The 19,196-nt window shown below is 66.2% G+C and carries 23 protein-coding genes; 8 read left to right on the top strand and 15 right to left on the bottom strand.

Going from position 1 to position 19,196, the window contains the following annotated elements; genetic code table 11:
* Window positions 1-53: 53 nt before the first annotated feature.
* The 3 genes from FBY21_RS01360 to FBY21_RS01350 form a co-directional block, all read right to left on the bottom strand.
* Window positions 54-662 (bottom strand): START domain-containing protein, encoded by a 609-nt coding sequence (locus FBY21_RS01360; RefSeq protein ID WP_044400184.1) that lies wholly within the window; start codon window positions 660-662, stop codon window positions 54-56.
* Window positions 663-711: 49 nt separating this feature from the next.
* On the bottom strand, window positions 712-987 hold the full coding sequence (locus FBY21_RS01355) for a YkgJ family cysteine cluster protein (RefSeq protein WP_074969317.1): 276 nt from the start codon (window positions 985-987) through the stop codon (window positions 712-714).
* Between the two features lie 107 nt (window positions 988-1,094).
* A complete protein-coding gene (locus tag FBY21_RS01350) occupies window positions 1,095-1,754 on the bottom strand; it encodes a hypothetical protein (RefSeq protein ID WP_142008073.1) in 660 nt (219 codons plus the stop codon).
* Window positions 1,755-1,898: 144 nt separating this feature from the next.
* Between FBY21_RS01350 and FBY21_RS01345 the strand changes: the two genes are divergently transcribed.
* Window positions 1,899-2,240: a DMT family protein gene (locus FBY21_RS01345; RefSeq protein ID WP_044400183.1), complete on the top strand. Its 342-nt coding sequence runs from the start codon at window positions 1,899-1,901 to the stop codon at window positions 2,238-2,240.
* Window positions 2,241-2,244: 4 nt separating this feature from the next.
* On the opposite strand, the gene FBY21_RS01340 is transcribed toward FBY21_RS01345, so the two are convergent.
* On the bottom strand, window positions 2,245-3,126 hold the full coding sequence (locus tag FBY21_RS01340; protein WP_260845181.1) for an NAD(P)-dependent oxidoreductase: 882 nt from the start codon (window positions 3,124-3,126) through the stop codon (window positions 2,245-2,247).
* 106 nt (window positions 3,127-3,232) lie between these two features.
* Here FBY21_RS01340 and FBY21_RS01335 point away from each other — a divergent pair, with 106 nt between their 5' ends.
* Together FBY21_RS01335 and FBY21_RS01330 are read left to right on the top strand one after the other, a co-directional pair.
* Window positions 3,233-3,793 (top strand): exonuclease domain-containing protein, encoded by a 561-nt coding sequence (locus tag FBY21_RS01335; RefSeq protein ID WP_142008068.1) that lies wholly within the window; start codon window positions 3,233-3,235, stop codon window positions 3,791-3,793.
* Between the two features lie 67 nt (window positions 3,794-3,860).
* On the top strand, window positions 3,861-4,142 hold the full coding sequence (locus tag FBY21_RS01330; RefSeq protein WP_044400175.1) for a pyrimidine/purine nucleoside phosphorylase: 282 nt from the start codon (window positions 3,861-3,863) through the stop codon (window positions 4,140-4,142).
* Window positions 4,143-4,197: 55 nt separating this feature from the next.
* On the opposite strand, the gene FBY21_RS01325 is transcribed toward FBY21_RS01330, so the two are convergent.
* From FBY21_RS01325 to FBY21_RS01300, 6 genes are all read right to left on the bottom strand, one after another.
* Window positions 4,198-5,304 carry a saccharopine dehydrogenase family protein gene (locus FBY21_RS01325; RefSeq protein ID WP_253543603.1) on the bottom strand — a complete coding sequence of 369 codons (1,107 nt, stop codon included), beginning with the start codon at window positions 5,302-5,304 and terminating at the stop codon, window positions 4,198-4,200.
* A 10-nt stretch (window positions 5,305-5,314) separates the two neighbouring features.
* Window positions 5,315-7,102: an ABC transporter transmembrane domain-containing protein gene (locus FBY21_RS01320; RefSeq protein ID WP_142008066.1), complete on the bottom strand. Its 1,788-nt coding sequence runs from the start codon at window positions 7,100-7,102 to the stop codon at window positions 5,315-5,317.
* Window positions 7,103-7,114: 12 nt separating this feature from the next.
* The gene (locus FBY21_RS01315) at window positions 7,115-7,522 is read right to left on the bottom strand and encodes a DoxX-like family protein (RefSeq protein WP_142008064.1); all 408 of its coding nucleotides are present in this window, start codon (window positions 7,520-7,522) and stop codon (window positions 7,115-7,117) included.
* Window positions 7,509-7,952, bottom strand: a complete 444-nt coding sequence (locus tag FBY21_RS01310) for a thiol-disulfide oxidoreductase DCC family protein (protein WP_172435114.1) — start codon at window positions 7,950-7,952, stop codon at window positions 7,509-7,511. Before FBY21_RS01310 ends, FBY21_RS01315 begins: the two co-directional genes overlap by 14 nt.
* A gap of 39 nt (window positions 7,953-7,991) precedes the next feature.
* Window positions 7,992-8,582, bottom strand: a complete 591-nt coding sequence (locus tag FBY21_RS01305; RefSeq protein ID WP_142008061.1) for a DUF1287 domain-containing protein — start codon at window positions 8,580-8,582, stop codon at window positions 7,992-7,994.
* A 328-nt stretch (window positions 8,583-8,910) separates the two neighbouring features.
* The gene (locus FBY21_RS01300) at window positions 8,911-10,041 is read right to left on the bottom strand and encodes an ATP-NAD kinase family protein (protein WP_142008058.1); all 1,131 of its coding nucleotides are present in this window, start codon (window positions 10,039-10,041) and stop codon (window positions 8,911-8,913) included.
* 180 nt (window positions 10,042-10,221) lie between these two features.
* Between FBY21_RS01300 and FBY21_RS01295 the strand changes: the two genes are divergently transcribed.
* Complete coding sequence (locus FBY21_RS01295) at window positions 10,222-10,401, top strand: PA1571 family protein (RefSeq protein WP_044404343.1); 180 nt, start codon at window positions 10,222-10,224, stop codon at window positions 10,399-10,401.
* A gap of 54 nt (window positions 10,402-10,455) precedes the next feature.
* Here the strand turns inward: FBY21_RS01295 and FBY21_RS01290 are convergent, their stop codons facing one another.
* From FBY21_RS01290 to FBY21_RS01280, 3 genes are all read right to left on the bottom strand, one after another.
* Entirely contained in the window at window positions 10,456-11,223 is a 768-nt protein-coding gene (locus FBY21_RS01290; protein WP_142008056.1) for a GntR family transcriptional regulator, read from the bottom strand.
* A 137-nt stretch (window positions 11,224-11,360) separates the two neighbouring features.
* On the bottom strand, window positions 11,361-12,065 hold the full coding sequence (locus FBY21_RS01285; RefSeq protein ID WP_142008054.1) for a FadR/GntR family transcriptional regulator: 705 nt from the start codon (window positions 12,063-12,065) through the stop codon (window positions 11,361-11,363).
* 71 nt (window positions 12,066-12,136) lie between these two features.
* Window positions 12,137-13,429, bottom strand: a complete 1,293-nt coding sequence (locus FBY21_RS01280) for a C4-dicarboxylate transporter DctA (protein WP_044404334.1) — start codon at window positions 13,427-13,429, stop codon at window positions 12,137-12,139.
* 313 nt (window positions 13,430-13,742) lie between these two features.
* Here FBY21_RS01280 and FBY21_RS01275 point away from each other — a divergent pair, with 313 nt between their 5' ends.
* Window positions 13,743-15,092 carry an NCS2 family permease gene (locus FBY21_RS01275; protein ID WP_142008052.1) on the top strand — a complete coding sequence of 450 codons (1,350 nt, stop codon included), beginning with the start codon at window positions 13,743-13,745 and terminating at the stop codon, window positions 15,090-15,092.
* A 46-nt stretch (window positions 15,093-15,138) separates the two neighbouring features.
* Here the strand turns inward: FBY21_RS01275 and FBY21_RS29310 are convergent, their stop codons facing one another.
* Entirely contained in the window at window positions 15,139-15,411 is a 273-nt protein-coding gene (locus tag FBY21_RS29310; RefSeq protein ID WP_160158545.1) for a hypothetical protein, read from the bottom strand.
* A 385-nt stretch (window positions 15,412-15,796) separates the two neighbouring features.
* On the opposite strand from FBY21_RS29310, the gene FBY21_RS29305 reads away from it, so the two are divergent.
* Window positions 15,797-16,504: a S24 family peptidase gene (locus FBY21_RS29305; RefSeq protein WP_160158544.1), complete on the top strand. Its 708-nt coding sequence runs from the start codon at window positions 15,797-15,799 to the stop codon at window positions 16,502-16,504.
* 140 nt (window positions 16,505-16,644) lie between these two features.
* Here FBY21_RS29305 and uraH read toward each other — a convergent pair whose 3' ends face one another.
* Window positions 16,645-16,998: a hydroxyisourate hydrolase gene (uraH, locus tag FBY21_RS01265; RefSeq protein ID WP_044404322.1), complete on the bottom strand. Its 354-nt coding sequence runs from the start codon at window positions 16,996-16,998 to the stop codon at window positions 16,645-16,647.
* 398 nt (window positions 16,999-17,396) lie between these two features.
* Here uraH and puuE point away from each other — a divergent pair, with 398 nt between their 5' ends.
* Window positions 17,397-18,323 (top strand): allantoinase PuuE, encoded by a 927-nt coding sequence (gene puuE, locus FBY21_RS01260; RefSeq protein ID WP_044404319.1) that lies wholly within the window; start codon window positions 17,397-17,399, stop codon window positions 18,321-18,323.
* Entirely contained in the window at window positions 18,323-18,838 is a 516-nt protein-coding gene (gene uraD, locus FBY21_RS01255) for a 2-oxo-4-hydroxy-4-carboxy-5-ureidoimidazoline decarboxylase (RefSeq protein WP_142008046.1), read from the top strand. The genes puuE and uraD overlap by 1 nt, the downstream gene beginning before the upstream one ends.
* Window positions 18,839-19,196: the final 358 nt, after the last annotated feature.

Raw genomic sequence — 19,196 nt, 5'->3', positions numbered from 1 at the left:
AACTCCACGAAAAAGGCTGCCAATTGGCAGCCTTTTTTCATTTCAGCGATGGGTCATTTCTTCTCGGCCAGCTTGCGCAGGTGGTCCAGGGTATTGAACGGCGCATCGACCACGAAGCTGTTGGCCAGCCAGGACGGCACGCTGCCACCCGGCTCGGTGTGGACCTGGTAGGTCACCTCCACCGCATCGGCCCCTTTCGGCACGAACTTCCACTCCCCTTCTACCGACGCCACGCGAACGTAGCCCTTCTCCTCCGGCAGGTAGGTCGGCTCACCCTTGAGGACACGGGTCAGGCTGCCATCAGCGCCTTCGCTGGTCACCGCATGAATGATCGAATCACGAGGGGTGACCGGCCAGGGCGTATTGAAGCGCGTGTAGGTCCAGCTATCCGCACCCTCTCGCTTCAGCAGCTTCTGCTGCTCGCACTCGTGGATCCACTTGCAGGAGCCGGACACATCCTCCTGCAGCTTGCGCAGGGTGGCGACGTCCGACTTGATGGTGACGACCCCGCGATAGGCCTTGTACTTGGACCCGGACACCTCGCTGAGATAGACCTTGATGCCATCCTCGTCCTTGGCCAGCTTCCAGTCCTCGGCGTGGGCAGCCGACGCCAGCAGGACACCCAGCCCGCAGGCCACGGCGATACGTTGCAGCGAAACCATCCTTCTTCTCCTTGTTATTCGATGACCAGTCCTCGTCCCTCTTGGACGCCTACCGGACAGAGTGACTGACCGCGACAGCGGTCTCTTGTTCCAGCCAGCCCAGCAAACGTATAGCGTCCTCACGGGTTTCGCCACAGACAAAAGGATCGGCATCGAAGGCCGAACAGACCTGCGGACGCTCGGGCCTGCCAAACAATCGGCATAGATGCTCGGGGGACAGGTGCAGACAACGCTCTCCCGCAGCCTTGCCATCGGGCATGCCGGGGATGGGGGAAGAAATGGACGGTGCTATGCAGCAGGCACCGCAACCTGCTCGGCAGATCATGATCGCTGAGTAATGACAGGGCTGATGGGAGCGCGGATTCTACTCGCGGCGCAGCTCGCTGTGGAGAGGCCTGAACGCACCCGCCGCGCATCGGAGCCAGCGGGAGGTCATGGCGATAGCGCTGGCCTGGCAACCCGCAACTCAAGGCTGCCCGCTTCCACGGCAAGGGAAACGACTCCGGCGGATTCCGCATCGAATGCCCGCGTCACACCCGGTCCGCTGTAGAACCCACGGCTCGACGAAACCAGCAGCAACGACTCGGAAGGCCCCACCGTCCAGCGCCCCTTCACTTCGGGTATCGGCCCCCTCCCCTCACCCACACCGACCGCGCTGCCATTTCCGGCATCGGCAACGCCTTGGAATCGCTCGTCGGGCTCGCGCTGCCAACGCAGCACAATCCGGTCGAGCGCCGGATCCCCCAGGGTCACGGACAGAAGCACGCCGAGCGCGCCCTCGTCCTGCATCTCCAGGCGATAGGGGCTGATACGGCCATCCGTGCAGCGCAGATGACCAAAGACCTGCAGCCGACGACCGGCACTCTGGAACCCCTCCAGGCTCTGCTCGTCGCAACGCACCACAGGATCAGCCCTGCCGGCCGAGAGGAATCCCCCCTTCGTGCGCCACAACGAGCGCCCCGCACCGTCGAGCAGGTCCAGGTCACGCCCGCTCCAGGCCAGGCGATAGGCGCCAAAGCCGAACTCCCTGGCCAGGGCAAAGGCCGGTGGAACCATCAGGCTCGGTGCCGACGACGCAGGTGCGCGAAGCATCCAGCCCCACCACGCCAAACCAGCCACCAGAAGCGCCAGCGCCGCAGCTGTCGCCCAACCCCACACACCCCGCATCCCGCCCCCTTCTCATCCCACCATCACGCCCATTAGGCTGGCATCCCGCCCAACGCCCGGAGCCCTGCCATGCCCATCTGGATGCAGACCGCCATCCTCCTGACCTTCTCCAACGTCTTCATGACCTTCGCCTGGTACGGCCACCTGAAGACCCTGAACACCAAGCCGTGGATCATCGCCGCACTGATCAGCTGGGGCATCGCCCTGTTCGAATACCTGCTGCAGGTGCCTGCCAACCGGATCGGCTACACCGCGCTGTCGGTCGCCCAGCTGAAGATCATGCAGGAGGTCATTACCCTCGCCGTATTCGTCCCCTTCAGTGTCTACTTCATGCAACAGCCGCTGAAGCTGGACTACCTCTGGGCAGGGCTGTGCCTGCTCGGCGCGGTGTACTTCATCTTCCGCGCCTGAAGCGTCAGCGGGTTAACCGTGTGATCAGGCTGGAGGTATCCCAACGACCGCCGCCCTGCTGCTGGATTTCCGCATAGAAGCGATCCACCAGCTCGGTCACCGGCAACGCAATGCCGTTGCGCTGCGCCTCCTCGAAGACGATCGCGTAGTCCTTGCGCATCAGATCGACCGCGAAGCCGAAGTCGAACTTGCCTTCCAGCATGCTCTGGTGACGGTGGTCGAGCTGCCAGGACTGCGCCGCCCCCTTGCCGATCACCTCCATCGCCGCCGCCGCATCCAGCCCGGCGCAGCGGGCGAAGTGCAGCCCCTCGGACAGCGCCTGCAGCAGGCCGCCCACGCAGATCTGGTTCACCATCTTGGTCAGCTGCCCGCTGCCGGTGGGGCCCATCAGGCGGCTCATCCGCGCGTAAGCCTCGATGACCGGAGCCGCCCGCTCGTACAGCTCACGCTCGCCACCGACCATGATGGTCAGCATGCCGCTCTCAGCACCGGACTGGCCGCCGGACACCGGCGCATCGAGGAAGCCCAGCTCCCGCTCCGCTGCCAGTACCGCCAGCTCACGGGCCACGGATGCCGATGCCGTGGTGTGATCAACCAGCAGGCTGCCCGGCGCCATGCCGGCAAAGGTACCCTGATCGCCGAGCAGCACCGCACGCAGGTCATCGTCATTGCCCACGCAGGTCATGACGAACTCGGACCCCTCAGCCGCCTCGCGTGGCGTGGCGAAGCACTCGCCGGCGAACTCGTCGCACCAGAGCCGGGCCTTCTCCGGCGTACGGTTGTAGACCCGCACCTCGTGCCCTTCGCAGGCCAGGTGGCCGGCCATGTGGAACCCCATCACGCCCAACCCGATAAAGCTCACCTTCGCCATCTCACACCTCCGCATTCGACTGTCCAAAGAAGCCTATCACGCGGTTTGCGGTGCCGCGAAAGCGCCCCCATACTCGCTCGCAGCCCATTGCAGACACCCTGCAGGCGCCAAGGAGAGCCCCATGCCGCACTGGCTGGTGATAGACCTGGAAGCCACCACCGACGAAGGCGGCTGGCCCATGGAAGAAATGGAAATCATCGAGATCGGCGCCACCCTGGTCAGCACAGAAGGGCGAGAACTGGACCACTTCCAGCGCTTCGTGCGTCCGCAACGCCGCCCCTGCCTGACGACCTTCTGCCGCGAACTGACCCACATCACCCAGGCCAATGTCGATGCCGCGCAGCCCCTGCCCAGCGTCTGGACGGGCTTCGAACGCTGGCTCGACAACCACAGCGCCCGCCTGGTGGGCTGGGGCAGCTGGGGCGACTACGACCGCCGCCAGCTGGAGCAGGAGTGGCGGCAGAACCAGCTCACCAGCCTGCTGGCCAGCCTCCCCCACCTGAACCTCAAGCAGCACTTCGCGAAAGCCCGCCAGCTCAAGCGCCCGGTCGGCCTCAATGCCGCCCTGCAACTGGCCGGGCTCAGCTTCCAGGGGCAACAGCACCGCGCCCTGGAAGACGCCCGCAATACCGCCCGGCTGCTGCCCCTCCTCCTGCCCGCAGCGCCGGGCCAAAGGGACTAGTGACGCTGTCAGACGCCTTCGGCATACTGGCGAGCCTTTTTAGACCCCTTTCCAAGGAGCCCGCCCCATGTTCAAGGTCAACGAGTACTTCGACGGCACCGTAAAATCCATCGCCTTCGGCATGAGCGAAGGCCCCGCCACCATCGGCGTCATGGCCGCTGGTGACTACGAATTCGGCACCAACCAGCTGGAAGTGATGCACGTCATCGCCGGCGCCCTGACCGTCAAGCTGCCGGGCAGCGAGCAATGGGAAACCTTCGCCGCCGGCACCCAGTTCACCGTACCGGCCAACAGCAAGTTCCAGCTCAAGGTCGCCCAGGACACCGCCTACCTCTGCGAATACCGCTGAGTGACGGCCCCCTGAAAAAACCGGCCCTGGTGGCCGGTTTTTTCATGCCTGGCGATCACCCCTCGCGCACCTGGGTCTCGATCCGCATGCCCTCCAGCTCCGCCAGGTACTCCTGGGTACTGAACAGGCCGATGCAGGGCATTGCCCCACGCGCCACAAGGCTGCCATTCGCCAACTTGCGCACCAGCGCCACGGCCGCCATGCAGGGAATGTTGGGGCCGTCGTTGTCATGGGCAAGCAACTCCCAGGTGAGCGTCAGCGGCAGCCCGCTCGGGTCCTGGCCGGACAGCCGCACGAACATGCCACTCAGCCCGTCCCCCAGCGGCTCCAGCATCACCGCCCCGCGTCGCAGCAGCGGCGCAAGCCGAACGGCGTCACGCACCAGGCCGGCACGCACCAGCCAGGACAGCGCCCAGGTACCGAACTGGGTCAGACGCAGGCCGACCCCGGCGCGGAAACTCACCTCCCGCACCCCGGGGTAACGCGCGGGGAAAAGCTCCAGGTCCGGTACATCGCAGGCGCCGATCCAACGGGCCCCCATGGGCGCGCGGAAGCGCTGCAGCCGCTGGTCCTGCCAACCGCATACCGAGCGCCACTGCCCATCCCGCCAGCAACGGATCGGCCGCCCGCAATAGTTGAGCACCGCCGCCAGGGTGGAGACGCCCGGCGTCTTTTCCGAAGAGCTGATGCCGTGCTCGATCCGCTCCAGGCGACCGAAACGGGGGAGCAGCTCATCCACCACCGCCGCGCTCAGGCCGGGCACGGAGCTCGCCCCCGCGCAGAGCAATACGCCACGCTGGCGGGCCACCTCGTCCAGCCGGGTGATGCCGCACACGAAGCCCCGCGCATCCGCCAGGTCGATGTAATGCGAGCCCGCCGCCAGGGCGGCCTCGGCGACGCGGTAGTCCTGACCCTGGAACGGCCCCACGGTGGAGATCACCACCTGCACGTCGAGCCGCGAGAACGCCTCCGCCAGCCCCGGCTCATCGATGTCCAGCCGCACCGCCCGGGCACCTTGCGCCTCGGCCACCGCCTGGGCCTTCTCCAGGTTGCGCCCCGCCACCAGCACCCGCACACCGGGCACACTGGCCAGGCGCCGGACGATCAGGCGGCCGAAATTGCCATAGCCACCCAGCACCAGCACGTTCAGTTCCGTTGACACCAACAGCTCCTCAGGCGCGGTCACCCGCCGCGTCCCCATGGGTTGAAAACTGCAGCTCGGCCAGGCGCGCATACAGCGGGCTGCTGCGCACCAGCTCGGCGTGGGTACCGATCGCCACCAGGCGGCCCTGGTCGATCACGGCGATGCGGTCCGCCCGCTGCACCGTCGCCAGGCGGTGAGCGATCACCAGGGTCGTACGCCCCTGCATCAACGCTGGCAGCGCCTGCTGGATCTGGTATTCGCTCTCGGCGTCCAGTGCACTGGTCGCCTCGTCCAGCAGCAGGATGGGCGCATCCACCAGCAGCGCGCGGGCAATGGCCAGGCGCTGGCGCTGACCGCCGGACAGCCCGGCTCCGGCATCGCCGAGGTGGGTGCGATAGCCATCGGGCATGCGCGCAATGAACTCGTGGGCGTGGGCGGCACGTGCCGCCGCCTCCACCTGCTCGGCGGTGGCAGCCGGGCAGCCATAACGAATGTTCTCCTCCACGCTGCCGAAGAACAGCGCCGGCGACTGCGACACCAGGGCAAAGCAACGGCGCAGGTCGGCCGGGTCCAGCGACCGGAGCGGCACCCCATCGACCCGGATCTCGCCGGAATCCGTATCGGAGAAGCGCAGCAGCAGGTCGAACAGGGTCGACTTGCCCGCACCGGATGGCCCTACCAACGCCAGCGTCTCGCCGGGTCGAATCTCCAGGTCGATGCCGTCGATGGCCGGCACACCCGGGCGCAAGGGGTAGGCGAAGCGCACCGCCTCAAGGCTGAGCGCGCCGACCGGCCGGGGCGGCAGGTGCTGAAGCTGGTCAGCGGGCGGGGCCTGGATCAGGCTGCGCGTCGCCAAGAGTTCGGCGATGCGCTCGGCGGCACCGGCTGCGCTCTGCAATTCGCCGATCACCTCGCTGATGGCCCCGAAAGCCGAGCCGACGATCAGGCTGTAGAAGACGAACGCCGCCAGGTCACCGCCGGAGATACGCCCGGCGATCACGTCCATCCCGCCCACCCAGAGCATCACTCCCACCGCCCCCAGCACCAGCACGATCACCACGGTGATCAGCCAGGCGCGCTGGGCGATGCGCTTGCGTGCCGTGTCGAAGGCGCCTTCCACGGTGTGGCCGAAGCGAAGCCGGTCCTGGGCCTGGTGGTTGTAGGCCTGCACGGTCTTGATCTGGCCCAGGGTCTCGCCGACGTAGCTGCCCACGTCGGCGATGCGGTCCTGGCTCTGCCGCGACAGGCTGCGCACCCGCCGACCAAACAGGAGGATCGGCGCTACCACCAGCGGCAACGCCACCACCACGATGCCGGTCAGCTTGGGGTTGGTGATGAAGAGCAGCACGATGCCGCCCACCAGCATGATGCCGTTGCGCAGCGCCAGGGACAGCGAGGAGCCGATCACCGACTGCAGCAGGGTCGTGTCGGCCGTCAGCCGTGACTGGATTTCCGAGGCCCGGTTGCTCTCGAAGAAGCCGGGGTGCAGCTCGATGAGGTGGTTGAACACCCGCATGCGGATGTCCGCCACGAAGCGCTCGCCCACCCACGACACCAGGTAGAAGCGGGTGAAGGTGCCCACAGCCAGGGCCACCACCAGCGCGAAGAAGAACAGGATCGAATGGTTCAGCGCCTCTGGCGACTGGGTCGCCAGGCCACGGTCCACCAACAGGCGAATACCCTGCCCCATGGACAGGGTGATGCCGGCGGTGAACAGCAGCGCCAGCAGGGCACCGATCACCCGGCCGCGGTAGGGCGCGACGAATTGCGCCGCCATGCGCAGGGCACCGCGCCGGCGAGAGGAAAGCAGACCCATGCTAGGACTCGATCAACGGGAAGAGGCGACACTCTGCGGGTTTTCCGGGCGCTCCGCCAGCCAGCCGATGGCACAGAGGAACAACGCCGTCAGGTTGGTGGACACCGGGTTGAAGGCCTGCACCAGGAAGCCCGGCGCCACCACCGCCACGTCCACCAGCAAGCCGACCAAGGCCAGCGCACTCAGCGCCAGCGGCCAGCGGCGCCTGCGCACCACCAGCAACGCCAGGGCCAGCACCACCTCGGCCACACCGGCCAGGGCCGCTAGGAGCCGCACCTGCTCGAAGCCGTGGGCACGGATCATCTCCAGCTCACCCGGGCTCAGCCAGAGCAGCTTGGGCACGATGCCGTGGTAGAGGAACAACAGCGCAAGCCCCCAGCGGGCCAGGCTGGCGTATAGCCTGGGATCAGCGCTCGCCATGCAGGAAGCGCCTCTCATGATCGGGATGGGGCAGCATGCACACCGGGTGCCGGCCAAAGAGCCGGTAGCGGTTCAGGGCAACGCGGTCGTAGAGCCAGTCCCGCACGGGCGCGGGCACCACGCGAAAGAGCCTCAGCCAGTGCCAGGGCGCCGGCAATTGCCCGAGCACCCGCAACACCGCATCGGTGCGCACATGCAGGCGCTGGCCCTCGATGTAGGCCAGGGTCTCGAAGTGGTCGGTGGGCAGGCCGTACCAGGCGAGTAACGCCTGCCCCTCGGGAGACTGCACCGACGCCAGCTTGAGGCGCTCGCGACGGTCATGCCGGATCAGGAAGCGTGCCCAGCCATTGCAGAGCTTGCAGACGCCGTCGAACAGCACCACGCGGTCGTCCGGACCGATGAAGGGCGGTTGGGTCTCACTGGGCATGATCCAGCTCCGGAGCAAATGTGGGGAGATGATAGGCGCGCTTCAGTGCGCTGCGAAACGGTAATGACCCAGGATCGGCCAGCGGAACAGGATGTCCTCCTCCCGCGTGCCCTGGCCGATGTTGTGCAGCGCCAACGGCGTGCCCTCGCGGCTGCGCCGGTCGGAAATGATGCCGATGTGCTGCAGGCCGCGCCCCAGGTCCCAGGTGACGATGTCGCCAGGTTGGTAGTCGGCGGCAGCCTGCCCGACCTTGAGGGACAGGCCCTGGCGATCGAACCAGGTCATCAGGTTGGGCACCCGGCGATGATCGATGTTGGGATCGGGGCGTTTCAGCCCCCAATGCCGGGGATAGGCAGAGAAGTGCCGGCGCATGTCCTCGTGGACGCGCTGCTGGAGGTCCAGGCCCTGGGCGCGGAGCGCGCGGATGACCACGTCGGTGCAGACACCGGTCGCAAGTGGCACATCCCCGCCGGGGTAGGCAATGCGCCGGTAGACGGGGTCATAGCCGAGGGTCACCCCCACCTGGGTACGGGCCGCCTCCACCAGGCGCCCGCCATCGACGGCCGCCCACCCGGCCAGGCCGAACCACCACAGGCCAATGCCCAGTACGAACCTGAATGCCTTGCTGCACATGCCGGCCTCCCTTGCTGGCGCCCTGGCGAACGGGCACGGATCCAGGCGCCACCCTAGCTGGAAACATCCAGGACGTCATGGCGCTGGCGCACAGTGTGGGAAGGAGGCGAGAGAAGAGGGAGATCGAAAGGGGAGATGAAGCCGGAAAAGGAACCTGCCGCCCCGGTCCCCATGCTCGACGCCCCAACCATAAGCCCTGAGGAGATTGCGCCGGGCATGGGAGCCGGGACAGCAGGCCTGCACACCCTACCCACCGCCTGCCCGCCAAGCCAGGGCGGGGAGTCGACTCAAAGCCGTCGGCCTGGCCGATCAGGCTGTAGCCATCGGCCTACTCACCCTCTTCCGCTGCCCAACCGACGGGATACAGCAGCTCCTCGCGATAACCCGACCAGACCCGTATCGCATCCGGGAATGCGACATCCAGCGCCGGATCACCGCTGTCCACCAGCAAGGGCCGCCCTTCCAGGGTCGCGAGCTTGCGCTTGGTCGCCACCACCCTCAAGCGGTCGAGCCCGACGGCGCGCAGCACGCGGGGGCTGATCTGCTGGTTGCCGCGCCCGATGATGTGGCCCTGGCCGCCAATGGCGGTCACCAGGATGAACGCCGGGTGGTCCGATACCAGCGCCAGCAACTCGGCCTCCGTCACGTCGCGGGCGATCACCTGCCCGTTCTCCACCACGTCCACGCCCAGCAGCGTGCCATCCAGCCCCAGGTTGGCGGCCAGCCCGTGCAGGGTCGACCCCGGGCCGAAGACGTAGCGCACGCCGGGCTGCCACTCCTCCGCCAGCCAGTCGGCCAGTTCCAGCAGCACCAACTCCTCCGATTCCACACCACCCTGCTTCACCTGCTGCATGAAGTGGCCCTCCACCGGCACCGTCAGCTCCCCGTACCAGCGCGAGGCCACACGCCCGTCACGCAGCGCCGCTTCGTCCAGGTCACGCACTTCGCCACTGGCCAGGCGCACCAGGCCGCCCTCTACCAGGCGCCGAGCCAGCTCCCCAGCGGCGCGGGGGCTGATGGCGTAGACGCCGGACTGGATCTTCACCCCGGCAGGGATGCCCAGCACCGGCTGGCCTTCCCGCGCCACGTCCCCCACATCCCGGGCCGTACCGTCGCCACCGGCGAAGAGGATCAGCGAGACACCCGCCTCCTGCATCGCCTGCACCGCACGGCGGGTATCGTCGGCGCCGCTCGGCCCGTCCAGCGTGCCCAGCAGGCGATAACGAAAGCCCATCTGCGCCAGTAACTCACCGCCCATGGCGCCGGGCAGGCAAAGGAACTCGATGCGCTCCGCCAGCCCCAACAGAGGCTCCAGAGCCAAGCGCGTACGTTGCTGGGCCTGAGGCACGGCGCCGCGCTCCAGTGCGAGCCCGGCCACACCGTCGCTGCCCCGCAATGCCGCGGAGCCACCGACGCCGGCCAGGGGATTGATGATCAGGCCCATTCGGAATATCGACATGCACACCTCGTCTGAACGTTTCCTGCCGCGCCCGGGTCAACCGCTGCGGCTGCGCTGGCACGGCAACTGCTTCGGGCTTCCGATCCCGAAGATGTGACGTTTTCCCGGCGCTATCGCCTTCATCTTGCCTTCATCTGAGGGACCTAGACTGCGCACACCACCTGATGAGGAGACCTCCCCATGAGCCTGCAGACCCGCACCGAAAACCGTCGCGTCGTTCCGCTCAAGCCCGAGCAACCGGTGGGCGGCGCCATCATCGATGCCCAGGGACGCGAGATCCCCATTACCGAGGGCATGATCCAGCGCGCCTGCCGTGAGCTGGACCGGCAATCGCACTCCGGCTCCGCTCGCCAGGGCTAGGATGGCCAGACATGAAAAAGCCCCGGAAACGGGGCTTTTTCATGTCCACGTGAATCAGGCGCCGCGGGACGCGCGGGTGCCCTTCTTCTTGTTCTGCAGGATGTGCGAGAACACCGCGTGCAGATCGTCGGAAGCCGTCTCGCCATCGAGGTTCAGCTTGGCGTCGACGCTGTCCATGTGGCGCATCATCAGCTCCACGGCGGTGTCCTCGTCACCCGCCTCGATCGCGTCGATCACCCGGTCATGCTCCTCGTCGGAACAATGGGTGCGACTGCTGCTTTCGTAGAGCGCGATGATCAGCGATGTCTGCGAGATCAGGCTGCGCAGGAAGCCGAGCAGCGTGAAGTTGCCAGCTGCCTCGGCCAGCTTGAGGTGGAACTCACCGGACAGGCGGATACCCATCCCGCGATCGCCCCGGGCGAAGCAGGCGCGCTCCTCCAGCACCATCTGGCGCAACCCGGCGATCTGCTCGGGGGTGGCGTTCTTGCAGGCCAGTTCGGTAATGGCCCGCTCGATCATCCGGCGTGCGTAAAAGATCTGCCGCGCTTCCTCGGCACCCGGGCTGGCCACCACGGCCCCACGGTTCGGCCGCAGCAGCACCACGCCCTCGTGGGCGAGGCGGGACAAGGCACGACGGATGATGGTGCGGCTCACGCCGAAGATCTCGCCGAGGGCCTCCTCGCTGAGCTTGGTGGCCGGTGCCAGGCGCTGCTCGAGGATGGCTTCGAAGATGTGCGCGTAGACCACCTCGTCCTGGGTGCCACTTCGCGTGCCTTTGGTGGCGCGCGGCGGTTTCTTCAGACTTTGCTCGACGTCGTTCATGAGGACCACACAGTGAAGTTCAAAAGCGGGAATGGGCTGACACTATGCCGGCGGGATGCCGTTACGCCAGCACCCGAGCCATCAGCCGCATGAAAGTGTGGCGCATTGTACACAAACCGCTCGTAGCTCACAGAACATCACGCTTTGGAGGCACTCATCAGCGACTCCGGCAACTGCAGCGGCAGGTCGAGCCGGCGAGCCTCATTGGCCAGGTGCTGGCGCATCAGGTCAGCGGCCAGGACGCTGTCGCGGCGGCGAATGGCCTGGACCAGCGCCTCGTGCTCGCACACCCGGGCCTCAAGCTGGTCGGCGCCCTGGCGCAGCAACACATCGCTGCGGGCCAGCGCGTCACCAGCCTGGCCGACCAGATGCTGGAAGATGGGATTGCTGGTGAGGCTGCCCAGCAGCCGGTGAAACCCCAGGTAAGCCTCGACGAAGGCATCCAGCGCGCCGTCCTCGGCAGCATCGCGCAGGTCCAGCAGGCGCAGGCGCAGGCGATCGAGGTCGGCACTGGCGATGGACTGCGCCACCAACCCCACGATGAAGGGCTCCAGCGCATAGCGCAGCTCGAGGATATCGGCCATGCGATGCCCGGCCGCCACGCGTGGCTCCGCCACGTCGACGGCTTCCCGCGCCAGCACCTGAACCCCCTTGCCGGGCAGCGAGCGCACCATGCCGAGGGTCTCCAGCACGGTGACGGCTTCCCGCAGGCAGGGCCGGCTGACCCCGAGCTGGTCGGCCAGCTCCCGCTGCCCCGGGAGCATCTCCCCGGCAGGCCAGCGGCCCTGCTCGATGGCTTCACGCAACGACTGCACAACCGACCCCACCAGGGTGGTAGACATGGATTCGCTTCCTCCTCGACCCATTCAGGCCCGACGCCGGGCAGCATCATGCCTGCCCGGTCGGTCTGCACTCAATCGGCAGAGGCCCGCGCCTTGAAGGCCAGCCCCTGCTCGCCGGCCAGCACGCCACGGGCCCGCTGCAGGTCGATGTCCTGCTCCCAGCGGGCAATCGCGACGGTGGCCACGCAGTTGCCGATGAGGTTGGTCAGCGCACGGCCGATGCCCATGAACCAGTCCACCGAAAGCACCAGCACCAGCCCGACCACGGGGATCGCCGGCACCGCCGCCAGGGTTGCCGCGAGGATCACCAGCGCCGAGCCCGGGATGCCGTGGGCGCCCTTGGAGGTCACCAGGGAGACCAGCAGGATGGTGAGCAGGTCATTCATCGCCAGGGGCGTGCCGGTGGCATGGGCAATGAAGACGATGGCCAGGGTCAGGTAGATGGAGAAGCCATCCAGGTTGAACGAGTAGCCGGTAGGGATCACCAGCCCCACGGTGGAACTGCGGATGCCCAGGTGCTCCAGCTTGCGCATGACCTGAGGCAGCACCGCATCGGAGGAGGCAGTGCCCAGCACGATCAGCAACTCCTCCCGCAGGTAGCCGAGGAACGGCAACAGGCGCAGCCCCGACACCCGCAGCACCGTCCCCAGCACCAGCAGCACGAAGGCCGTGCAGGTCAGGTAGAACACCAGCACCAGACCGCCGAGGTGGCGCAGGGAGTCGACGCCGTACTTGCTGGTGGTGAAAGCGATGGCGCCGAACACCCCGATCGGCGCCAGGCGCACGATCATCCCCATGATCCGGAAGATCACGTGGCTCAGCTCACCGATCAGCCGGGCAATGCCGGCCGCCGACTCACCGGCCATGTTCAGTGCGCACCCGAACAGCACCGAGAACACCAGCACCTGGAGGATGTCGTTATCGGCGAAGGCACCCAGTACCGAGTTGGGGATCAACCCCATCAGGAACGCCACCGGCCCATGCAGGTCACCGGTGCGCGAGGTGTAGGCGGCCGCATCACCTGCCGGCAGCTCGCTGAGGTTGATGTTGGCACCCTCCCCCAGCCCGGAGCCGTAGGCCACCAGCAGGCCGATCAGCAACGCCAGGGTCGTCAGCACCTCGAAGTACACCACCGACTTGAAGCCGATGCGGCCCACCTTCTTCAGGTCGCCGGCACCGGAGATGCCACTGACCACCACGCAGAACACGATCAGCGCGATGAGCATCTTGATCAGCTTGATGAAGCCATCCCCCAGGGGCTTGAGCTGCGCCGAGAACTCGGGGAAGCCGACGCCACAGAGGATGCCGATGACCAGGCCGATGACGACCTGAAGGAAAATCGAGCGCGAACACCACTTGAGCATTGGAGTGATCTCCTGGGTTGCCTTCGCGGCGCGCAGCAGGGAGCCACGGATACCGGAGGCTTTGTTGTTGTGGTCTTACCGGTCAGTCCAGCTGTCGCAGTCTAGGGCCGTGAAAATCCGTACACAAGGCCCCGCAAACTCCAATTGACTTTTTTGTACACAAACACATAATCCGACTGCATACTTTCTGACCCAAAAGTCAGAAAAATGCGTCAGCCCGCCGGGCAAACACCTCAAGGCTTCTCCCTCAGTGCAAGGGACCCAGGTAACCAGCCGGGAAGAAGCTCACAACAACGAATGAGAGGTACCTGCTGTGGAACGCACCAGACAACAAGAACAAAACCTGTACGCCGAAAGCCCTCCTGCCCAGGGCCTGCTCGACCGCCTCTTCAAGCTCACCCAGCACCGCACCACCGTGAAGACCGAACTGGCCGCCGGTCTCACCACCTTCATCACCATGGCCTACATCATCTTCGTCAACCCGAACATCATGGCGGACGCCGGCATCGACCACGGCGCCGCCTTCGTCGCCACCTGCCTGGCTGCCGCGTTCGGTTGCTTCCTCATGGGGCTCTACGCCAACTGGCCGGTCGGCCTGGCGCCGGGGATGGGACTCAACGCCTTCTTCACCTACACCGTGGTCAACACCATGGGCTACAGCTGGCAGATCGCCCTCGGCGCGGTCTTCCTCTCCGGCGTGCTGTTCATGGTGCTGACCTTCTCGCGCATCCGCGAATGGCTGCTCAACAGCATCCCCAGCAGCCTGCGCTTCGCCATGGGTGCCGGGGTGGGCCTGTTCCTCGGGCTGATCGGCCTGAAGACGGCCGGCATCGTGGTCGCCCACCCCTCGACCCTGGTGCACATCGGCGACCTGACCTCCCCCGGTCCGCTGCTCGCCGCCATCTGCTTCCTGATGATCGCGGTGCTGGAATACCGCCGCGTATTCGGCGGCATCCTCATCAGCATCCTCACCGTCACCCTGATCGGCGTCGGCCTGGGCATCGTCAAGTTCGGCGGCGTGTTCTCCATGCCCCCGAGCCTGGCGCCCACCTTCATGGCGATGGACATTGCCGGCGCGTTCAACGTGACCATGGTCAGCGTCATCCTCGCCTTCCTCTTCGTGCACATGTTCGACACCGCCGGGACGCTGATGGGCGTGGCCCAGCGCGCCAACCTGGTGAAGGAGGACGGCCGCATCGAGAACCTGTCCAGGGCCATGAAGGCCGACAGCGCCTCCAGCGTGTTCGGCGGCGTGCTCGGCGTACCGCCGGTGACCAGCTACGTGGAAAGCGCGGCCGGTGTGGCCGCGGGCGGAAGGACCGGCCTGACCGCAGTCACCGTGGGCGTGCTGTTCGTCGCGGCGATGTTCTTCGCCCCGCTGGCCGGGATGATCCCCGCCTACGCCACCGCTGGCGCCCTCATCTATGTCGCGATGCTGATGATGGGCGGCATGGCCCACATCGACTGGGACGAACACACCGAGACCATCCCCGCGATCGTCACCGTGATCATGATGCCGCTGACCTTCTCGGTCGCCGACGGCATCGCCCTGGGCTTCGTCAGCTACGTCGCCATGAAGGCCTTCACCGGCCGCTACCGCGAGGTGTCCCTCAGCCTCTACGTGCTCTGCGCCATCTTCATCGCCAAGTTCATCTTCCTCTGACCACCCCGGAGCCTCGCGCGCCGACCGCGAGGCTCCGCCCCGGCACTCAGTGACACAACGCCAGCAGGTGCGGCCGATAAGAGCCACCCGGCTCCTCACTGATCGAACACCTGAAGCTCAGCCGCGTCGGGCCGGACAACCACCCCACCTCCTCGAACACCCGTACTTCGGCAGTCACCTGCTGCACCAGGTAGCCCCGGTTGCAGCGGCGCTCCTCCCGGGTCGCAGGTTCCCGCGCGATGGAAGCGAAGCACCACACGCGTCCACTCGTCTCGACACGGTGGATGCCCAGGCACAGAACCGTCAGCTCAAATTGCACGTCGCGTCTCCTTTCGCGAAACACCGGGGCAGCCAGTCCCCGCAGTAAGAAAGCCCTCCAGCCGTCGCTGCACCGCCCTGGACGGGGGCCACGCGACCGCCCGAGTGGGACAGGGCACCTTCCTGGCACCCCATCCAACCCAGGAGCGCGCGGGATACCAGGAGCGGGCAACCACGCGACGGTTGGAGGGCGAAACCTCCGCAACCGACGTCATCACCTTTCCTCCCAACCGCCAGCACCAGAAGGCGGATTGACCGGGAGGAGGATCACAACGCCCGCCTGCGGAAACATCCCAAAGATAGAATACGTATCGTATTCGATGACACAACCCTGTAATACACAAGGTCACTGGCGAATGGCAATACGGCGCGTAATGTCGCCCTCCATGAAAAAATGGAACCTGCTGGCCAAAGCCAGGATGAAAGAACTGGGTGTCACCCAGGAGCAGTTGGCCGAACGGATCGGCGTGACCCAGGGCGCGGTCGCGCACTGGCTGAACGGTCGCCGCGAGCCCGGGCTGACGAGAATCAACCGGATACTCGCCTGCCTGCAGATGCCGACCCTCAGCATTGGGGGACAGCTCGTGCAATCGGCTCATGACCCCGATGGCAATGAAGAGGCGCGCGAGATCCCGGACGGAATCATCCCCATGACCATCAGGGAATCCGAAGCACCCCGCTACGAGTACGAAATCGAGCTGCCACTTCTGAAGGAAGCCACATCTCTGGAGGAAAACAGCACCTCCCTGGAGGAGCTGGACTACTCAGGCATCCGCTTCAGCCGACATGCACTTCAGGCGCGCCAGATCGACCCGGCCCTCGCCGCCTGCGTCATCGTCTGTGGCGACAGCATGGCGCCCCTGTTTCCGGACGGCGCCATCCTCGGCATCGACCGTGGCCGCCGCGAAGTCATCGACGGCAAGACCTACGCCCTGCTCGATGCCGGCATGCTCCGGGTGAAGATCCTCCATCGCCTGCCTGCCGGCCAGGTGCGCCTGCGCAGCTACCAGCGGGACGAGTACCCGGATGAAGAGCGGGCGCTGGCCGAGTTGGAGATCGTCGGCCAGGTCTTCTGGTCCTCGGTGCTCTGGTAGCGCCCCGCAACCGCCAGCCGATCCGGGCTGCTCGCGCCTGAGCGGCCCGCCCCACCAAATTCCAGGCAAAAAAAAGCCCGCAGTGTGAACGGGCTGGGAAAAGGGACTCGTTGAAGAGTCACGAGGATGGTGTCGGTTCTCTAGCTGCCCCGGTAGGTGGAGTAGCTGTAGGGGGAAATCAGCAGCGGGACGTGGTAGTGGTCCTGCTTCGCATCGATACCGAAGCGCAGCACCACCACATCGAGAAATGCCTGGTCGGCCAGTTGCACGCCGCGCTTGCGGTAGTAGTCGCCGGCATGGAAATGCAGCTGGTAGACCCCGGTCGCATAGTCCTCGCCCTGCAGCAGGGGCGCATCGCAACGTCCATCGTCATTGGTGGCGGTGCGTGTGATCAGCTCCAGTCCGCCGTCTTCGACACGGTAGAGCTCGATGCGGATGTCATGGCCCGGGCAGCCGTGGGCTGCATCCAGTACGTGAGTAGTCAGTCGTCCCATTGCGTCTCCAGCCCCCAGCGCCTGTCCGGCGCCCTGCAAGGGCCTTGCCTCCTCTGATGCGTTCCAATGATGCGGAGCGCCACCGGACGCCCCGTCACGGGGCAGCGCATGGCGCGAAACGAGTCCGAATATACCTCAGCAAAAATAAAACTGTATACAAAATAATGTGCAAGCTGATCGCTCGGCCGATGCGCAACTCGCCGACCGTGCCAGAACCCTGCAAACATCACCTGACAGGGGCTTTCCGATCAATAACTGACCGACCGGGCAGATTTCTTGCAAGCACCACGGGCAGCCCCTGAGCAAATAATCGATTTACAAGTACGAGGCTTGTTTGTATACAATCACGCATCACGTTCACCTGCCCCTGTGAACGCACCAGAAGAAGGAACACAGCAGTGAGCTCCGACTACCCACGCGACCTGATCGGCTATGGCGCCAACCCTCCCCACCCGCACTGGCCGGGTGAGGCCCGTATCGCCCTGTCCTTCGTCCTCAACTACGAGGAAGGCGGCGAGCGCAACATCCTCCATGGGGACAAGGAGTCGGAAGCCTTCCTCTCGGAGATGGTCGCCGCGCAGCCCCTGCAGGGCGCCCGCAACATGAGCATGGAATCCCTCTACGAGTACGGCAGCCGTGCAGGTGTCTGGCGCCTGCTGCGCCTCTTCGAACAGCAGGGCATCCCGCTCACCATCTTCGCCGTGGCCATGGCCGCCCAGCGCCATCCGGACGTGATTCGCGCCATGGTCGAGGCCGGTCACGAGATCTGCAGCCACGGCTACCGCTGGATCGACTACCAGTACATGAGCGAAGAGCAGGAACGCGAGCACCTGCTGGAGGCCATCCGCATCCTCACCGAGCTGACCGGCCAGCGTCCGCTGGGCTGGTATACCGGCCGCACCGGTCCCAACACCCGCCGCCTGGTGCGCGAAGAAGGTGGCTTCCTCTACGACTCGGACACCTACGACGACGACCTGCCCTACTGGGACCCGGCCAGCACGCCGGAGAAGCCCCACCTGGTCATCCCCTACACCCTGGACACCAACGACATGCGCTTCACCCAGGTGCAGGGCTTCAACAAGGGCGACGACTTCTTCGAATACCTCAAGGACGCCTTCGACGTGCTCTATGCCGAAGGCAGCGCCGGCGCGCCGAAGATGCTCTCCATCGGCATGCACTGCCGCCTGCTGGGTCGCCCGGCACGCCTGGCCTCGCTGGCACGCTTCATCGACTACGTGAAGCAGCACGACAAGGTCTGGTTCGCCCGCCGCGTCGACATCGCCCGCCACTGGCACACCCACCACCCGTTCAAAGGAAACGCCTGATGAGCCGCTTCCAGCACATCACCCCCTCGGGCCTGTCCCGGGACGCCTTCGTCAGCGCCTTCGCCGACATCTACGAACACTCGCCCTGGGTGGCCGAACGCGCCTACGACCTGGGCGTGGATGCCAGCCTCGACGAGATCGAAACGCTGCACCAGCGCATGGCCGACATCCTCCTCAGCGCCAGCCATGACCAGCAACTGGCCTTGATCAACGCCCACCCGGACCTGGCCGGCAAGGCCGCCGTGCGCGGCGAGCTGACCGAAGCCAGCACCAACGAACAGGCCGGGGCCGGCATCCATGAGTGCACGCCCGATGAGTTCGCCCGCTTCACCGAACTGAACGATGCCTACAAGGCCAAGTTCGGCTTCCCGTTCATCATGGCGGTGAAGGGCAGCAACCGGCACCAGATCCTCGCGGCCTTCGAAGAGCGCATCCACAACAGCGCCGAGGCGGAGTTCCAGCGGGCCCTGGCGGAAATCAACAAGATCGCCCTGTTCCGCCTGCAAGTGATGTAGCCGACCACCCGACCTTGCGTAACCACAGAAGAACAACAATGCATCCACGCACCCTCCCCAGCCGTCACGCCGCCTCGTCGCGACTGCACACCCCGACCCGCCCGGGTCTGGCGTGCAGCCCTGCGGCCTGCGCGGTTGCAGCGTGGGGCGGGTGCCGCAGCGACTCAGGGCACCATCCGGCCCTGAGCCACCTGCCACAACCTGGGCGCCACTCCGCCCCAGGCCCTGCCTCCCCCTCGCACGCCCATCGCCGGGCAGCCACGCGCTCCGCGCAGGTGCTGTCACGGCCACTGGGCAAGGGGCGCCTGCACCTGGGCGCCCCATTCCTCCCGCGCCTACCGGCGCGGGCACCTGAAAC

Source organism: Pseudomonas sp. SLBN-26 (assembly GCF_006715895.1).
Taxonomy (GTDB): Bacteria; Pseudomonadota; Gammaproteobacteria; order Pseudomonadales; family Pseudomonadaceae; genus Metapseudomonas; species Metapseudomonas otitidis.
This window is presented reverse-complemented; position numbering and strand designations above follow the sequence as displayed.

What these genes read in the sequence shown, in the direction of transcription:
- FBY21_RS01295 (WP_044404343.1), top strand. Translation starts at nt 10,222, where the DNA reads ATGAGCCTGCAGACCCGCACCGAAAACCGTCGCGTCGTTCCGCTCAAG.
- FBY21_RS01335 (WP_142008068.1), top strand. Translation starts at nt 3,233, where the DNA reads ATGCCGCACTGGCTGGTGATAGACCTGGAAGCCACCACCGACGAAGGC.
- FBY21_RS29305 (WP_160158544.1), top strand. Translation starts at nt 15,797, where the DNA reads ATGAAAAAATGGAACCTGCTGGCCAAAGCCAGGATGAAAGAACTGGGT.
- FBY21_RS01315 (WP_142008064.1), bottom strand. Translation starts at nt 7,522, where the DNA reads ATGGCGAGCGCTGATCCCAGGCTATACGCCAGCCTGGCCCGCTGGGGG.
- FBY21_RS01280 (WP_044404334.1), bottom strand. Translation starts at nt 13,429, where the DNA reads ATGCTCAAGTGGTGTTCGCGCTCGATTTTCCTTCAGGTCGTCATCGGC.
- FBY21_RS01345 (WP_044400183.1), top strand. Translation starts at nt 1,899, where the DNA reads ATGCCCATCTGGATGCAGACCGCCATCCTCCTGACCTTCTCCAACGTC.
- FBY21_RS01290 (WP_142008056.1), bottom strand. Translation starts at nt 11,223, where the DNA reads ATGAACGACGTCGAGCAAAGTCTGAAGAAACCGCCGCGCGCCACCAAA.
- uraH (WP_044404322.1), bottom strand. Translation starts at nt 16,998, where the DNA reads ATGGGACGACTGACTACTCACGTACTGGATGCAGCCCACGGCTGCCCG.
- FBY21_RS01300 (WP_142008058.1), bottom strand. Translation starts at nt 10,041, where the DNA reads ATGTCGATATTCCGAATGGGCCTGATCATCAATCCCCTGGCCGGCGTC.
- FBY21_RS01360 (WP_044400184.1), bottom strand. Translation starts at nt 662, where the DNA reads ATGGTTTCGCTGCAACGTATCGCCGTGGCCTGCGGGCTGGGTGTCCTG.
- FBY21_RS01355 (WP_074969317.1), bottom strand. Translation starts at nt 987, where the DNA reads ATGATCTGCCGAGCAGGTTGCGGTGCCTGCTGCATAGCACCGTCCATT.
- FBY21_RS01340 (WP_260845181.1), bottom strand. Translation starts at nt 3,126, where the DNA reads ATGCGGAGGTGTGAGATGGCGAAGGTGAGCTTTATCGGGTTGGGCGTG.
- uraD (WP_142008046.1), top strand. Translation starts at nt 18,323, where the DNA reads ATGAGCCGCTTCCAGCACATCACCCCCTCGGGCCTGTCCCGGGACGCC.
- FBY21_RS01330 (WP_044400175.1), top strand. Translation starts at nt 3,861, where the DNA reads ATGTTCAAGGTCAACGAGTACTTCGACGGCACCGTAAAATCCATCGCC.
- FBY21_RS01320 (WP_142008066.1), bottom strand. Translation starts at nt 7,102, where the DNA reads ATGGGTCTGCTTTCCTCTCGCCGGCGCGGTGCCCTGCGCATGGCGGCG.
- FBY21_RS01350 (WP_142008073.1), bottom strand. Translation starts at nt 1,754, where the DNA reads ATGCTTCGCGCACCTGCGTCGTCGGCACCGAGCCTGATGGTTCCACCG.
- FBY21_RS01305 (WP_142008061.1), bottom strand. Translation starts at nt 8,582, where the DNA reads ATGTGCAGCAAGGCATTCAGGTTCGTACTGGGCATTGGCCTGTGGTGG.
- FBY21_RS01285 (WP_142008054.1), bottom strand. Translation starts at nt 12,065, where the DNA reads ATGTCTACCACCCTGGTGGGGTCGGTTGTGCAGTCGTTGCGTGAAGCC.